The sequence below is a fragment of the Campylobacter bilis genome (assembly GCF_016806695.1).
In the GTDB taxonomy this organism is placed as follows: Bacteria; Campylobacterota; Campylobacteria; order Campylobacterales; family Campylobacteraceae; genus Campylobacter_D; species Campylobacter_D bilis.
This window is the reverse complement of sequence record NZ_WUED01000003.1, coordinates 129,790-146,513: the sequence shown is the minus strand read 5'-3', so window position 1 is coordinate 146,513 and position 16,724 is coordinate 129,790. Positions and strand designations below refer to the sequence as shown.

The following is a 16,724-nucleotide window of genomic DNA, read 5'->3' as shown; positions in this document are numbered from 1 at the left end:
CAAAGATTGACTTTAAGATTTAAAATAACAATACTAAATTATAAAGAACGAAAACAAAAAATTGTTTTTATTAAATTTGCAAAAAATCATTATTTAAAAGAAAAGTTTAAATTAAAAAACAAGATTTATAACAAGCTTTTAGCTTTTAAATTAATTTTAAGCTAAAAAGCCAAGTTTATAAAATCTACTAGACTGGTGAAACTTTATAATTTAAAAGATTTTAAGTCCTTTTTTAGAAAAAGGAAATGAAAGTATAACTAATTAAACTTAAATGGGGATTAAAGTGGGGGATTGGAAAAAAGTCAATGTTACATGTATATGAAAGAAAAATTATTCAAAACTTATAAAATCATTCATATTGTAGAACATGTATAATTTTTATTTTTTATACTAATATGCTGAGTATTAAGTGTTTTAAATTCTGGGATATAAGCATAACCGCTAAGAGTATCTACAACAATGCAAAGAGAATTTTTTTTCGATGATAAACGAATAACACAAGGAGAATTATTTTTTGCTAAAGTTTTTTCATAGCTGTATTTGGCATTTTTTAATGGAGAATACACTCTACCTAATTTATCAAACACTAATCTAGTAGAACTCGAACAAGCACCTTTAAACTCTACTTTTTCTATGCCAAATCTTTTATCTTTGGGTAATTTTTTCATTATCTTTATCAATAACACCACTTTGTCTTGAATTCATTAATTTATTAGGGTTTACTATATCCACAGCAATTTCTCTGTCTATATTAACTTCATTTTTACCTAAATTTGCGTTTCCATCTCCATTTTTATCCAAAAAAATAGTATAAGTTTGATCATAACCTGTAGCAGCTGATTTAATAAAATAAATTTGTCATTTACTTTTATATCATTCTCTTTTTGCAACTGCTAATTCATCAACTCTTAAGCTATCTTGCATCATAGCTAATGTTTGAGTGTATCGTATGTCATTAAGGATTTGTATAGCACCTTCTAATAAACTATCTTTTTTTAAATAAATACTTCCTAGATTAAAATTATATTTAAAATTAATATTATAAAAATAAATTCTAAAAAACTAAAAGCTTTAATCATACTTTAAAATCTGATAAAATTTTTCATATTTTCCAAGTTTGACTTGGATAGTTTTGCTATTTGGATTGATTTTTTCACCTTTTTTTAAAGCTTTTAAGTGAAGTTTACCACCATATTTTATCCCATAAAATTCCAGTCTTTTTTCTAAACTTGGATCTGTTATAAGCTCTAAAATACCTTGTTTTTTCAATTCTAAAGCTAATTCTTTAGTAAAATGGTAATTACTAGCAAAGTGACGATGGGGTTGATTGATAAAATAATACAATACTTGATTGGCTACAATTAAAAAATAACATAAAATTAAAAAAATCATACTACATTCTATGAAAATTTTATACCTTAATCTAAAAATTGGCAATCTTACTCTATAACTTTGCATTAAAGTTTTAATGAGTAATGGAGTAGAAATAACACAAAAAGGCAAAAAATCATCTAAAAAAAGCTTTTGTCTTAATGAAAGCAAAGAACAAAATACAAAAGTAACACTCATTAAAAACCATAATAAATTTTTATACTTTTGAAACGTTAAACGATAAATAGTATAGAAAAAATACACAAATACTAAGGGAGAGAAACATGCTGCAAAAATACCTAAGGTATCAAGAAAATATCCTCTTGGCCGACCTCCTGTGTCAAAACCATAAAAACTAATACTAAAACCAAAAAGAATAAGAGATAAAATAAATAAAAAAGCATTTCTTTTATAAATTCCAAAAAAGAAAAAAGTTAAAAATAAAATATTAAAAGATTTATCAACAAATAAAGATATAATCAATAAAATATAAAAAAGCCATTTTTTTTCATATTCATAAGCGCATAATATAGCAAGGGTTAAGAAAATAACTAAAGATGCGGCATTAATCAATAAAGCACTTGCGACAGTTCCAGGCAAAAGAACAAATAATAATAAAGAAAAAAAAGCATCTTGTGCTGTTTTTGTATATTTTAAAGCCAATAAATAAAGAAGCAAACAACTTAAGAAATGAAAAAATAAAAAAGGCAATCTTAAGCCAAAATCATTTTGTCCTAAAATAAAAGTTCCAAAATGAGCTATATAATAAAGCAAATCATAAGAAAAAATAAACGACTTTTCTTGATTATTAAAATAAATATTAGCCTCATCACTACTAATACTAAGCGTTGAAATTCCATAAAGCAAAGCTAAAATATCAAAACTCAACAAAAGAATAATAAATTTGAAATTTTTAATTTTTTTCATAAATAAAATTCTACAAAATTAAACTTAAAATATCCATCAAATACTGTTTTATTACTGTAATTCTTGTATCTTTAAAATGCTTAAAAAGATTGAAAGATTACAATGAAAAATAAGCACAAAAATTTTTGGTTTTAAATACATTTGCTTGCTAATTTTATCAAATTGATTTTAGCTTTTATAAGTATAATTTTAATAAAAAGGCAAAAATGCAAACAGTTAATCAAATTTTTCAAACAGAAATTGAAATTAAAAAATCTAATTTTTTATCCTTTCTTTGTCCCTTTATAGAATTTCAAAATTTGTCTCAGAATTTAAAGAAAAAACACCCTAAAGCTGTCCATTTTGTCTATGCTTATCGTACTTTAAATGACTTTAACCAAATTATAGAAAACAAAAGCGATGATGGAGAACCCAAAGGCACTTCAGGAATGCCAACTTTAAATGTTTTAAGGGCTTATGAATTGATCAATGTAGCTCTTATTACAGTAAGATATTTTGGTGGTATAAAGCTTGGCACAGGAGGATTAACAAGAGCTTATAATGAAGCTGCAAACACAGTAATAAACCATTCTACACTACTCACATTTGAAAACAAAAAAAATATAAGCCTTGCTATTGATTTTAAAATTTTAAACCGCTTTGAACATTTTTTAAAAACCCATTTTTTAGATTTTACAAAAGATTTTAAAGATCACAAAGCAATATTTCATATCAAACTCAATGAAAAAGAAAAACAAGAATTTGAAATTTTTTGTAAGAATTTTACACTTTTTGAAATTGAAAAATTATAAATTCTTGCACAATAATGTATAAAATTCTAATCATGATGGGTAGGCAAATGCTCTACATCTAAATCATTATTTGCTATAAATTCTTCTTTAGCCTTTTTACAGTTTTCATCACGGAGTTTACGGTATTGATTACGAATGGTGATTTCTTTATCGCTTAAAGGCCTATCTTCTAAAAAACTGATATGAAAATAAGTATCATCGCTTTTGGAATAAGTATTATAAAAATCTATATAATCAAAATAATCTTTACCATTATCAAATTCTACTATCTCTTCTATATAAATTGTAGGACCAAAACCCTTATGATTTTGCGTAAAGTGTCCAAAACCTGCACTGTATTGAATTCTAAATTTAGCCATCATTTTCTCCTAAAAATTCTTGATAAGTTCCACGAAAATCTGTCAATTTACCATCTTGTAAATACCAAATCCTATTAGCAAAAGCACTAAGCAACTCCCTGTCATGACTTATACAAAGTACCACACCTTTAAAATTATATAAAGCTTCGCCAAGTGCAATAATACTTTCAAGATCTAAATGATTATCCGGTTCATCCAAAAGCAAAAAATTAGGCCGTTTTAACATCAAAGATGAAAGCATTAAACGATGCTTTTCGCCCCCACTTAAACTCGCTGCCATTTTTTCTTGATCGCTACCGCTAAAAAGCATTCTACCTAAACACTTACGGATTTGATCTAAATCTTTGAATTTTTCACTCATAAGCCATTCATAAAGTTTCAAATTTTCACAAATTAAACTACTTGTATCCTGAGGAAAATAACCAAGCTCTATAGTTGTTCCTAGATGCAATATGCCAGTATCTGGCACTACAATATTTGCTATGATTTTAGCTAAACTCGACTTACCTACCCCATTAGGACCAATCAATGCAATTTTGTCATTTTTTTCTATTTTTAATTCCAAATTTGAAAATAAGACTTTATCATAAGCTTTAGTAATGCCTTTAAATTCTAAAACCTCATTGCCTATATCGCGATTAGGTCTAAAAACTATACTAGGATCTCTACGACTTGAGATTTTAATCTCTTCAAGTTCAAGTTTTTCAAGGGCTTTAGCACGGCTTGTAGCTTGCTTTGCCTTAGAAGCATTAGCACTAAAACGACATATAAAATTTTCTAATTCTTCCCTTTCTTTTAAAGTTTTATCCCGTTTAAGCTCAGCTTGTTTTGCCAAAAGTGTTGAAGCCATATACCAATCATCATAATTTCCAGTAAAATCACGGATTTGTTTAAAATCCACATCCAAAATTCTTGTACAAATCTTATTTAAAAAATGCCTATTATGAGAAATTACAACCAAAGTTCCTTCATGTCTTAAAAGCTCATTTTCAAGCCAAGCAATAGCTTCTAAATCAAGATTATTTGTAGGCTCGTCTAAAAAAAGCACATCTGCATTTAAAAACAACACTTGTGCAAGCAAAACTTTAAATTTATCCGTACTAGGCAAAGTACTCATTAAAGCATTAAAATCTTTAATTTTTAAAGAACTTAAAATTTTCTCACAGCGTGTTTCACAATCATAATTAGGATCCTCTTCAGCACTTATAATTTCAAGCTCACTTAAACGTTGATTAATCTCATCATTAAATTCCTCGCTTTGATAAAGCTTTTCTTTTTCTTTTAAAGCATCAAAAAGCCTTTTATTAGCACACATAACAGCATCTTTAATGGTATAATCTTCAAAAGCAAATTGTTCTTGTTTTAAAACAGCTATTTTTAGCCCTTCATCAAAAACAACTTCTCCACTATTAGACTCAAGCTCACCTGAGAGGATTTTTAAAAAAGTAGATTTACCTGCACCATTAGCACCAATAAGTCCGTATCGTTGACCTCGCACAAGTTTTAAATTCACATTTTCAAATAAAAGCTGATTAGCAAAACGCATAGTGAGATTTTTTACTTCAACCATAAAATCAATCCTTATTTTTTTAAAAAATTGTAGCTAAAAAAACTTCATTTTAGTTTGATTAAAATTAAGAACAATAAATTTTTAACTTTTCACATCAAAATAAATAGTAAAATGCCAATCACAATCCACTACTTTTATATAAAACCCATTTTTAAGCTTTTTTCTATAAAATTCTTATTTTTCGCTAAGGATTGTTTTAATGGTTTTAATGGATTTTTTAGTATTTTTAAGCTTGATTTTCGAACTTTTGGCCTTAATTTTATCTTTTTACTTTAAAAATTCAAAAATTTTCTTTTTGACTTTAGTATTGTTAAGTGCTAAAATACCTTATTTCTATGCAAGTTTATTTCAAGCTAATTTATTTGTATCATTATTTTTACCTATGATTTTTACACTCTTTTGTCTTAAAGCCTACCCTGCTTTAATCTTAAGCAACAAAAATATTGTCTCACTAATAAGCATTGTTTTTATTAATATTTTAAGCCTCATTTTACCAAAGAATACGGCTTTTAATAGTGCTAATCTTGATTTTCATTTTATCTCTTTTCATTTTTTTAAACCTGTAAATGAATTAGGATTTTTATTTTTTTTAATAGGCACATTTCTCATTGTTATCAAAACTCTTAAGTCTAAAGAAACTTATCTTTTATTAGCATTTTTAGGTGCGTATTTACAATTTTTCTTGCAAGAAGGTACTAAGACAAAATATTTTGAATTTGCAAGTTTAATTTTTTGCTTTTATTTTATAAATCATATTTATAAAATAGCCTTTTTTGATCCCTTAACCAAACTTCCTAATAAAAAAAGTCTCATACGCTTTACAAAAGGAAAAAATAACTATACTATTGCTTTGCTTCACTTTAACGAACTAAAACAAACCCAAGAAAGCTATGTCAAACTCATCTTAAAACAAATTGCAAAAATTTTAAAACGCTTTAAAGCCAAAATTTTCATCGTAGAAAATGACTTTATTTTAATTTTTAATAACAAAAATCAAACTTTAAATCATCTAGGATTTTTAGAATCGACATTAAAAAATACAGAATTCATTTTAGAAAATGAAAATTTTAAGCCAAACTTTAAATTAGTTTGGCAAGAAAACCAAGGAAGTTTAGAACAAAATTTACAAAGTTTAAAAGAAAAACTCTTAAACTAAAAAATCATTTTTCATTTGCTTCAACTTCGATATCAAGACTTATTTCATCACTTAAAGTGATAGTAGAAGTATTTATAGCAAATTGAAAATCTGAACGTTTGATTTTACCATTTAAAGAAAATCCAATTTTTTCTTTAGAATTTTGATCCTTTATAACACCACCAATTTCAGTATTTAAAACAATATCTTTAGAAACTCCAGCTATAGTAAGCACTCCTGTCATTTTACCTTTATGATCACCGATTTTTTCATACTTTTTCATTACAAAAGTCATATCAGGATATTTATGTGTTTTAAAAAAATCATCCTGTTGCAAATAATTATCCCTTGCTTGATTATCTGTATCTATAGAGGCAACCTTAACAACAACCTCAAGTTTTTTAAACTCCAAATTCATAGAATCAAAATCAATAACAGCAGAATAATCCTTGAAATTTCCTTTAACATTGCTAATTTGTAAATGCTTAATCTTAAAACCAAGGTCCGTATGACTTTTATCTAAGACAAATTCTTTAGCAGATGCACCTACATGTAAAAAAAACATAACAGCAAATAAATTTAATAAAACTTTTTTCATTATATTTCCTTTTTATAATAATTTTAAATACAAAATTTTAATCAAATAATCAATAATACATAATTAACACAAATTAAAAAATTTTATTATTTAAAAAATTTACAAATTCATCAAAGCTTGGTAGATTTAAATCTTGCATTTTTCTTTGCTGTTTTCCCCACATACATTCAGGAAAAAAAGCATCCTGTTTAAAACGTGCCATAATATGAAAATGTACTCTTGGAAGATAATTTGCAAAAGAAGCTATATTAATCTTTTCAGGTTTATAAAATTCTATCATTGCCTTTTCGCAAAGTATGATTTTATCAAAAAGTTCTTTTTGCAATTCCAAGGGACAATTGCTTAATTCTTTATAAACTTGCTTAGTAAAAATTTTAATCCAAGGCACTTGGGCCTCTTCTTTTTGGATATAAATTAAATCATTCTCATAAATCATTAATTTCCTTTAATTTTATCATATAATCTAACATTAAAGTCAGAATAATTCAATTAATTTTACCTCAAAACCTAAAAAATATATCTTAGAAAATTGATTGCTCACAAAACCTGCTTTTATTCTTATCTTTGATATAAAATGCCTTACCTTAAAATCATCAAGTCTTTTAAAATTCTAATAAATTAAAAAACACTTTCATAGGCCTTGTTTTAAGCTGTTTTTAACATTTATAATTTGTTCTTTTCTTCTATAGAGTTCTGCTTTTTTAAAATCTAAAATCTTATTTTTTTCTCGGATTAAATTTTGATTTTGATCTAAAAAATTTTTAGCAATTTTTGTTAAAACTGGTTTATCAATCAATAAAGCTTCAAATTCATAAACATGAAGCTCATTTAAAACCCTTTCATAAATTTCACTTTTTTTAGGATAAAAAAGCACGAATTCTGAACTATCAAGCTCATAAAGAACACGACTTTCATTAATCTTATAACTAAAAAATGCAAGGCTTAGTTTTGTTGCATTCTTATAATTAGCAAAAGCCTTAAGATTAAGCTTTTCAAAAAATAAATCAAGATCTAAAACGCTTTTAAATAAAAGTTCTTTAAAGTCTTTTAAAAAGTACTCATCACTTGCATTACAAAAAGCCCTAAGCTCGCTAAAATTTTTATCACTTTGAAAAACATGATCTTTTTGTATATTCGAAAACTCTGCTTTAAAAAGCGAAATTTTTCTTTCAAATTCAGCTATGAAATTTTTCAATTGCGTTTTTATTTCTTCAAAAGATTTATAAAGTTCATTTTCTATTCTTTTAAACTCTTTATTCATCACATCACTATTATAAAACATAGCCAAAAATGCATCATCAATTGAAATATAAGGGGTTTTATAATCATATCTTACATACTTATCTTTTGTAAAAAATCCTTTGCTTTTTTTATAAAAATGGGCATCTTTTTCTTTAACACTTGCAAAAATTTCATTTGCAATTCTTTCACTAATACTTTTAAGTTGGTCTAAAATTTTATGATTTAAAATTTCAATTTCTTTTAAAAAAGCTTCATAACTTAAAAGCAAATGATTTTCATAAATTTGAAATTGTTCACATAAGCTGTCAAAAATCCCTGCAAAAAGCTTGTTTTCATTTTCTAAAATTTCACATAAACTTAGCATTTTTCTTTGAGTAAATTTTTCTTTTAAGGCTACAATGTCTAAATTTTGCAAAAAACGCAATAAAGCTTCAAAATTAGACTTTTCATAGCTTGCCTCATTTTTGGCTTCTTTACATGAAATAGCAATGAGTTCTTTAAAATACTTTAAAAACACCTCTTTTGTATAATTTAAAACATTTTCTAATTCTTGATGGCTTAATTTGTCTTTTTGATTTAACACACAAATACTATTTTCACCCAAAAGTTCTAAATTAGCCTTAATAGTATCTTCTTCACTTTTTTTACCTGCATTATCAATTAAGCTAAGCCAAATAGCTCCGTGAATATTTTTAAGCTCATTAAATGTTGTTAAAGTATCATTTTCGTTTGCATTTAAACCAGGAGTATCCACAAGAGTAATTTTTTCAAGCAGAGAAATAGGTGCAAAAATATGTAAACTTTTAGCTTGTTTTATTTGTTTTCTTTGATCAGTATAAAAGGATAATTCTTCAATATCAGTAATAATATCACTGCCATCTTCAAATTCCACTCTTAAAAAATACTCTTTTGCATAATGTAAAAAAGTAGGTTTAAAAGTCACAGGGACAACACCCGTAGGTAAGCAATCACGCCCTAAAATCAAATTCAACAAACTCGATTTCCCACTAGAAAATTGTCCTATAATAGCAATATTAATATTTTTATCTAAAGAAAAAACAAGTTCTTCTAACTCTTTTTCCAAAGCATAACTTGCATGCATAAAAGGCTCATTAAGCTGTCTACAAAGTCCTTGTACACGCCCTTTAAAACTATCATCAAAATTTGTATTATAAGCCCTTTCATAAGCTTTTATAAAATCATTTAAAAAATTAATCTGCATTCAAAAGTCCCATTTCAAGCTCTTTTAATTTCTCAATCTTTGCTAAATTATCTTCAAAAGAATGGGCAATATCAAGACTTTCATCTTTTAAAGACCCTAAAATTTTTTCAAGATTTTGCAATTTTGCTTTTTGGATGCTTTCATAATGCTTTAACTTTTCATTTAAAAATTTAAAAAATGTTCCATTAATATCTAAAGAATTTAAAATCTCACCCATTTTAAACTCCTTAAAAGCATCGAAAATAACACTATCAAGTCTTGTTTCAAGCTCATATAAATCCAATTTTAAATTACTTAATTTTTCAATTTTTAATTTTAAAAGTGCAAATTTTTCATGCTTAAAAATATTGTCTATATTTTTTGAAATACCGTCCTTAAAATCTTCAAAACCATTATCAAAATCATCTTTTAAAAAATTATATTTTAAAGTCAAAGTATTTTTCAGTTCTTCAATTTTTTTAATATTTTCAAATTTAATTTCTCTTAAAATATCATTAATCCCATCTTTAGTAGTTATATCTACAATATTTAAAAGACGCCCGGTATTAAGTTTTTTGGCATTATTTTTAAGGTATTTTAATTCATCTACCAAACGTTCTTTAAGTTTTTTCGCCAAAAGCAAAACAAGATTATCTATCCCGCTATCAGTATTTCTTAGCTTCATAATAGAACTTGCAATTTCCTTTTGCGCTTCTTGTAAAATCGCAGTTTGATGTTTAAATTCAAGTAAAAGCTCTTGATTTTTCTCGCTTAAACCTTGCTTGCTTTCTTTTATAATCTGATTTTGCATTTCGTATTCGTTTAAAATATTTTTAAGCTCCAAATGCAATTCCTTTTTATAAGCTTTTAAAATAATTTTACTCTTCTGCCCTGAGTAAAGCTCATTAAAAAGATATTTTTCAAATTCTAGCATACCGCTTTTTTCTAAGCTTTCCTTAGAAGTTAAACCCCTGTAAAAATCACTTGCCATTTTAGCGCTGACGCATAAAAAATCAAGTTTTTCAATCAAATTCGTATCATAAGCTTGCAATCTTGATTTTAAATTTTCTTTAACATAATCAATCACTTCTTCTAAGTCTTTTTCATCAAGTAAATCTGCTTTAGTTAAAACAATTAAAAATTTACTAAGCCTTGAATTTAAAAGACAATCAAGTAAAAAATCTGCATCTTTTTGAGTAAGACTTTGAGAAACATTCATAAGATGGATTAAAAAATCACTTTCTTTAAGATATTCTTTTGTGAGTATTTCTCTTTGGATGACCACATCATCAAGACCTGGAGTGTCAACTATAGAAATATTGTTTTTTAAAAATTCTAAATCGCTTTTGATTTCTATTTTTTTAATAAAGGCTGAAATCTGATTTTTAGCAGAACTAAAATCTTTAAGATCGCAAAGTTTAATAGTTTGAACCAAAGGTCCATCTTGAATAAAATCATCTTTATTTACATTCATACAAAGCTTTTCAATAAATTCCTTCAATTGTATATTAAATACAGAATTTTCAAGTATATTTTGCCACTCTGCCTTACTCCAAAAATACACCTTAGCTTCTTGAGTGTTTCCATAGTTTAAAACAGTTAAATTAGCTGTTTCAGGTATATTAGAAACTCCTAAAAAATCTTGCTTTAAAAGTGCATTTAAAAAGCTTGATTTCCCAGCATTCATCACACCTGTAATAGCTATGTTAAACTCTAAATTTTGAAATTTTTCTAAAGTTTTTTGAAGTCTTGATTTAACACTTTGATCAAAACTCAAATTTTGAAGCTCTAAATTAATAGCATTTAATTCTTTAAAATCATTTTGAAATAAAGCCTTTTGATCCACGCTTGGGATCTGTTCTTTAAAAATAAAATCCAAAATAATAGCATTATTTGAAATTTTTTCTAAAATCTTTAAAGCTTTAAGTAAATTTTGTTTAGAAATAAAACCTGTCTTAAAAAGGTTTAAAATACAAATTTGTGCCTTTTGGGTACTAAAAATATCTACTCTTAAATCAATTTTCCTACAAAGTTCTTGAAATTCTTTTAAGAGAAAATATCTTTCATAATTGTCTTTATTTATACTTAAAATAATAGCACATTGAGTTACATCAAGTTTATTTTTATCTTCAAATTTGACATTAAAATCCAAAAATTGAAGTTCATTTCCCCAAAGTTTTTGCAATAATTCTTTCACGAATTTCCCCTTAAGAGAGGGGAAATTTTACTTATTCTTTTGTGCGACAAGCTGTCTTCTCATATAAGCAATTTTGCTTTGCAAAGGTAATTCTTTAGGACAATTATCTTCACAAGCTAACAACGACATACAACCAAAAACACCATCATCATCGCCCACTAATTCATAAAAATCTTCTATAGCTCTATGATCATGAGGATCTTGCAAATACCTAGTCGTTCTTAAAAGTCCAGTTGCTGCTATAAAATTAGGGCGCATCAATTTAGTCGCACACGAAGCAACACAAATTCCGCATTCTATACAACGATCAAGTTCAAAAGTTTCCTCTGCAACTTCAGGTTCTACACGTTCTTCAAGCTTAGAAATATCAGTTTCTTTTTCATTATGCACCCAACTTTCAACACGCTTACACATATCTTCAAACCATTCACCTGTATTTACACTCAAATCTTTAATATGCTTAAATGCAGGCATAGGCATAAGCTCAATAACTCCATCTTGATAATCCTTTGTCAAAGTTTTACAAGCAAGCTTTGGCACCCCATTAATCATCATCGCACAACTTCCACAAATCCCTGCACGACACACAAAATCAAAACTTAAATCAGGATCCATTTTCTCACGGATCAAAGTCAAACATACAAAAACTGTCATAAAAGGAGTTTCTTCAAGCTCATAAGTCACAAAATGTGGCTTAGAAATTTTGCTTAAAGGATTATACTTAAACGCTTTTATCGTCAATTTCCTACTCATAATCAACTCCTATTCTTTGATTTGGTGCTTTATATTTTGCTTGAAGCTCATAAGGCATTAAAGCATTTTGAATTTCATAACGATTCTTGCCTTCTGCTTCCATTTTTTCACGTATTGCATCAACTTCAGCTTGACGTTTTTCGCTTAAAGGATTTTCTATAATATTTCCTTTAGCACCATATCCACGAAAAGCCGGTGGAAGCTCCATTTTCATAATATCAAGTTCTTCATATTCAACACGCGGTAAAGTTTCTCCTTCTACCCAAAAAGTATTGGTTCTTTTCATCCAATTTAAATCATCTCTTTTAGGATAATCTTCGCGATAATGTGCTCCGCGACTTTCTGTTCTTAAAAGCGCTCCATAAGCAACGCAAAGTGCAATTTTTAACATTCTAGGCACCCTATAAGCTTCTTCAAGCTCAGGATTTGCACAATCAAGCTCTTTACAATGCACTTTTAAATCTTGGGAATGTTTATAAAGTTTTTCAAGCTCATCTACAGCTTCTTTTAAACCTTCACCCGTTCTAAAGATTGCCACTTTATCCCACATAATTTCTTTCATTCTGTTTTTAATTTCAAAAACATTATATTTGCCTTCTTTATCTACTAAAGATTTTAAATACTGGTATTCTTTATTTAAGAAATCTTTAACTACATTTGTATCAATAACTTCACCATTCTTTCTACAATAATCAGCAAAATAATCCCCCACAATCATACCCGCAACAACAGTTTCAGCACATGAGTTCCCACCTAAACGGTTAAAACCATGCATATCCCAACAAGCGGCTTCTCCACAAGCAAAAAGCCCATCTAGCCATTGACTTTCACCTGTTGGTTTAGTTCTAATTCCACCCATAGAATAATGCTGCATAGGTAAAACAGGAGCCCAACCTTTTGGCCCCTCATCAGCAGGATCAATACCGTTAAAAGTCTTACAAATATCTTGAACATCACGAAGATTTTTTTCTACATGTGCTCTTCCAAGTATAGAAATATCAAGCCATAAATGATCCCCATAAGGACTTTTTACACCCTTACCTTTACGAATATGTTCCATCATTCTACGACTTACAACATCACGACTTGCAAGTTCTTTTTTCTCTGGTTCATAATCTGGCATAAAACGGTATCCATCTACATCGCGTAAAATTCCACCATCCCCACGACAACCCTCAGTAAGCAAAATTCCACTTGGTACAATAGGTGTTGGATGAAATTGCACTGCTTCCATATTTGAAAGCCTACAAAGTCCTGTTTCAAGAGCTATAGCAGCACCTGTACCTTCACAAATTACTGCATTAGTAGTTTGCTTATAAATCCTACCATAACCTCCTGTTGCTATCATAGTACCTCTTGCAATATAAGCAATTAATTGTCCATTAGTCAAATCTCTTGCAATTACCCCTAAGCATTTTTTACCATTATGGATGATTCTTAAAGCTTCCATTCTATCAATAATTTTTACTTGATATTTAATGGCTTCATTGGCTACACCATAAAGCATACAATGCCCTGTAGCATCAGCTATATAACAGGTTCTCCATTTTTTCGTTCCCCCAAAATCTCTAGCATTAATGAGTCCATGGGCTTGTTCTTTTTCTTCAATCACAGTTTTTTGTGCATTAATTACAACCGTTCTTGGACCCTTACTAATCCTAGTCCAAGGCACACCCCAGGATGCTAACTCACGAACAGCTTTTGGAGCAGTTTGTGCAAACATTCTTGCCACTTCTTGATCACAGCCCCAATCACTTCCTTTTACTGTATCTGCAAAGTGCAAATCTTCATTATCACCCTCACCTTTTACACTATTAGCAAGACTAGCTTGCATACCCCCTTGAACTGCTGCAGAATGAGAACGCTTTACTGGACAAATGCTTAAAAGCGTCACACTTTGACCACTCTTTGCTACCTCAATAGCCGCTCTAAGACCTGCTAATCCTCCACCTATTATTAAAGCATCACTATATTGTATATTCATAATTTGCTCCATTGTAGTTTTTTATCATTACAGTAGTTTGGATTTGATTTTGATAGTTTTCATAGCCTATTTTTATAAAGGCTATAAGGCTTAATACACCTAAAACTAGGAAAAAAATGCTAATAGCCCATTTAGCAATTTTAAGCTTTTTACGACTTTCTCTTGCATTTTTACCCTCAAACCAGCCCCATTTAACACAAAGCCTATAAAGACCTATACTTCCATGAAGCTCCACACACACTAAAAGAACAGCATAAAAAAGCCACATAAAATGACTTACAACTCTATCTCCTGACATATCACCACTAATTTTATCCGCATTTGTTATGATAAAAATAAGATGAGCAGAACCTAAAAAGAACATTACAAAACCAGTAAAGGCTTGTATCCACCATAAAGAAGTGTCACTATGGTTCATTTTTTTACTATGTGTTCTTAATATTTGATACTGACGATAATTAATAGGAAATTTTCTCATTGCAAGTAAAGCATGAACGAAAAAAACCACTAAAACACAGGCGGCTAAAAAAGAAGTAATATAACTCATAATAGGGTTATCATAAACAAATTTTAATTCCAAAAAATGCACTACAGAATTAAAAAAATCTTCACTGACTAAAATTGTAGAAACAAAAAACATATGCACCCACATAAAAAGACCCAAAAAAAGCCCTGAAGCACTTTGGATAAAATCTAATTTTGCTGGCATTTTGCTTTTCTTGCCTTCAATGCTTTTACCCAAATAACCTTCGATAAGCTCACGCATCTTTACTCCTTTGTAATAAAGAAATTAAAAAATCGGACTCATTATATTACAAAAGTCTTTAATACAGATTAAATATTTACTTTTTTAAATTTTATACAAACATAAACTAACAAAGTTGTGACAAACATAATCAAACTTAAAAGTTGACCCATACTCATACCCCATAAAACCAATCCTATACCAAAATCAGGTTCACGGTAAAACTCACACACAAATCTCGCCAAAGAATACAAAATTGCATAAACAAGAATTAACTCCCCTTCAAAACTTTGTCTTAATCTCATCAAATATACCACAACAAAAACAACAACTCCCTCTAAGAACGCTTCATAAAGCTGGGAAGGATGACGCAATACTCCATCAACATAAATGCCCCAAGGCACATCTGTAACACGACCAACAAGCTCCTGATTTAAAAAATTTCCTATACGTCCAAAAACATAAGCTAATGGGACACTTAAAGCAACTAAATCAAGAAAAACCCAAGGATTTTCCTTATATTTTTTACAAAATAAAAAAGTAGCTATTAAAAACCCTATAATCGCTCCATGATAACTCATACCACGAATCCCTACAAACTCCCCATCCACATAAGGATTAAAAATTTGCCAAGGATGAGTAATATAATAAAAAGTATTTGCATCATAAATTAAAATATATCCAAGCCTTGCACCTAAAATTACCCCTATTTCAACCCAAATAAAATAACTATCTAAACGTTTTTCATCGATAGTTAATTGAAATTTTCTTACAAAAATTTTTGCCAAAAATAAAGCCAAAAGTAAAGCTATAACATACATAATACCATACCAATGCACTTTCAAACCCGCTATATTAAAAGCTACAACATCAAAATTTGAGTAAATATGTCTCCAAAATTCCATATCTTTCCTAGCAATTTTATTTTCTAAAAATATAACAAAAAAACTTTAACTTGATATAATTAAACAAATACTTTCAAAATAAAGGTAAAAAATGAAAAAATATATTGCACTGATTATAAGCATGCTATTTTTAACAGCTTGTGGTGGAACAAGCAACAATTTTGTCAATGTCTCTATGCCTAATTTTAAACCACCAACACCTACAAAAATAGAACCCCTTGACTCAACAATAAGCATAGCACTTGAACCTATTAATCTAGAACAAAACAACAATCATTCTGATTATTTTCAAAATTCTGTACTTAAAATTCGCATAGAAAAAGAAATCGAACTTTTAAAACAAAATTTAGAAGAACAAATAAAAGTCATTGCCCAACTTAAAGGCTACAAAATTGTCAATTCTAATCCAGATTATATTCTTAAAACTTTCATTAGCATTGACACAGAAGAGAAAAATGTACAAAAAACAAGCAGTTTCATGGGAGGAGATTCTATAAAATCTAATTTAAGCATCAATTTTAAAGGTAAAATAGATTTTATAGATGCACACAATACACAAAATTCAACCCAACTTTCAAACAATACTAAGCTAGATTCTTTCATTATGCTAGATTATCCCATTAAAGGTGACGATGGAATTAATATGTTTAAAACAACCATCTCTACAGTACCAACACAACTTAATAAAGGCTTAGAAAAACCTGCCTTTGAAATAGACAAAAGTTTTTTAGCTTTTTATAAAAATACTCTTAATACACTTTATAATAACCTTCCAAAAGCAGCAAATATAGACAAAACATCCCATACAACTCATTTAAATGAATTTAATAGTTTTGATAATAATAGTACCCTAGAAGACGATTTTTCCCATACACAATCGCATGATGATAGTAATGATTTTGAAAATACTACATCAAAAAGAACAAGACTAAGAAATTTTTGAATT

14 protein-coding genes and 1 pseudogene are annotated in these 16,724 nt (G+C 28.3%); 3 read left to right on the top strand and 12 right to left on the bottom strand.

Translation table 11 applies throughout. The annotated features are described in order from the left end of the window. Nucleotides 1-353: 353 nt before the first annotated feature. Nucleotides 354-1,079 (bottom strand): annotated as a pseudogene (locus GRQ01_RS02300) (ATP-binding protein). Further along, complete coding sequence (locus tag GRQ01_RS02295) at nt 1,072-2,298, bottom strand: hypothetical protein (RefSeq protein ID WP_158334237.1); 1,227 nt, start codon at nt 2,296-2,298, stop codon at nt 1,072-1,074. Before GRQ01_RS02295 ends, GRQ01_RS02300 begins: the two are co-directional and overlap by 8 nt. A gap of 206 nt (nt 2,299-2,504) precedes the next feature. Here GRQ01_RS02295 and GRQ01_RS02290 point away from each other — a divergent pair, with 206 nt between their 5' ends. Continuing rightward, nucleotides 2,505-3,089, top strand: a complete 585-nt coding sequence (locus tag GRQ01_RS02290; RefSeq protein ID WP_158334236.1) for an IMPACT family protein — start codon at nt 2,505-2,507, stop codon at nt 3,087-3,089. Between the two features lie 26 nt (nt 3,090-3,115). On the opposite strand, the gene GRQ01_RS02285 is transcribed toward GRQ01_RS02290, so the two are convergent. Further along, entirely contained in the window at nt 3,116-3,451 is a 336-nt protein-coding gene (locus GRQ01_RS02285; RefSeq protein WP_158334235.1) for a hypothetical protein, read from the bottom strand. Next, the gene (locus tag GRQ01_RS02280) at nt 3,441-5,018 is read right to left on the bottom strand and encodes an ABC-F family ATP-binding cassette domain-containing protein (RefSeq protein ID WP_158334234.1); all 1,578 of its coding nucleotides are present in this window, start codon (nt 5,016-5,018) and stop codon (nt 3,441-3,443) included. The genes GRQ01_RS02285 and GRQ01_RS02280 overlap by 11 nt, the downstream gene beginning before the upstream one ends. A gap of 199 nt (nt 5,019-5,217) precedes the next feature. Between GRQ01_RS02280 and GRQ01_RS02275 the strand changes: the two genes are divergently transcribed. Then, nucleotides 5,218-6,174 carry a hypothetical protein gene (locus GRQ01_RS02275; RefSeq protein WP_158334233.1) on the top strand — a complete coding sequence of 319 codons (957 nt, stop codon included), beginning with the start codon at nt 5,218-5,220 and terminating at the stop codon, nt 6,172-6,174. Between the two features lie 4 nt (nt 6,175-6,178). Here the strand turns inward: GRQ01_RS02275 and GRQ01_RS02270 are convergent, their stop codons facing one another. The 8 genes from GRQ01_RS02270 to lgt form a co-directional block, all read right to left on the bottom strand. Next, nucleotides 6,179-6,751, bottom strand: coding sequence for a YceI family protein (locus tag GRQ01_RS02270; protein ID WP_158334232.1), 573 nt, complete (start codon nt 6,749-6,751; stop codon nt 6,179-6,181). A 73-nt stretch (nt 6,752-6,824) separates the two neighbouring features. Next, a complete protein-coding gene (locus tag GRQ01_RS02265; RefSeq protein WP_158334231.1) occupies nt 6,825-7,187 on the bottom strand; it encodes an HIT domain-containing protein in 363 nt (120 codons plus the stop codon). A gap of 195 nt (nt 7,188-7,382) precedes the next feature. Further along, nucleotides 7,383-9,215 carry a dynamin family protein gene (locus tag GRQ01_RS02260; protein WP_158334230.1) on the bottom strand — a complete coding sequence of 611 codons (1,833 nt, stop codon included), beginning with the start codon at nt 9,213-9,215 and terminating at the stop codon, nt 7,383-7,385. Beyond that, nucleotides 9,205-11,391 (bottom strand): dynamin family protein, encoded by a 2,187-nt coding sequence (locus tag GRQ01_RS02255; RefSeq protein ID WP_203121135.1) that lies wholly within the window; start codon nt 11,389-11,391, stop codon nt 9,205-9,207. Before GRQ01_RS02255 ends, GRQ01_RS02260 begins: the two co-directional genes overlap by 11 nt. Nucleotides 11,392-11,418: 27 nt before the next feature. Beyond that, nucleotides 11,419-12,144, bottom strand: coding sequence for a fumarate reductase iron-sulfur subunit (locus GRQ01_RS02250; protein ID WP_158334229.1), 726 nt, complete (start codon nt 12,142-12,144; stop codon nt 11,419-11,421). Further along, nucleotides 12,137-14,128: a fumarate reductase flavoprotein subunit gene (locus GRQ01_RS02245; RefSeq protein WP_158334228.1), complete on the bottom strand. Its 1,992-nt coding sequence runs from the start codon at nt 14,126-14,128 to the stop codon at nt 12,137-12,139. The genes GRQ01_RS02250 and GRQ01_RS02245 overlap by 8 nt, the downstream gene beginning before the upstream one ends. After that, nucleotides 14,112-14,894, bottom strand: a complete 783-nt coding sequence (locus tag GRQ01_RS02240; protein WP_158334227.1) for a fumarate reductase cytochrome b subunit — start codon at nt 14,892-14,894, stop codon at nt 14,112-14,114. Before GRQ01_RS02240 ends, GRQ01_RS02245 begins: the two co-directional genes overlap by 17 nt. A 68-nt stretch (nt 14,895-14,962) precedes the next feature. Further along, nucleotides 14,963-15,778 carry a prolipoprotein diacylglyceryl transferase gene (lgt, locus tag GRQ01_RS02235; RefSeq protein WP_158334226.1) on the bottom strand — a complete coding sequence of 272 codons (816 nt, stop codon included), beginning with the start codon at nt 15,776-15,778 and terminating at the stop codon, nt 14,963-14,965. A 91-nt stretch (nt 15,779-15,869) separates the two neighbouring features. Here lgt and GRQ01_RS02230 point away from each other — a divergent pair, with 91 nt between their 5' ends. After that, nucleotides 15,870-16,721, top strand: a complete 852-nt coding sequence (locus tag GRQ01_RS02230; protein ID WP_158334225.1) for a hypothetical protein — start codon at nt 15,870-15,872, stop codon at nt 16,719-16,721. Nucleotides 16,722-16,724 lie beyond the last annotated feature (3 nt).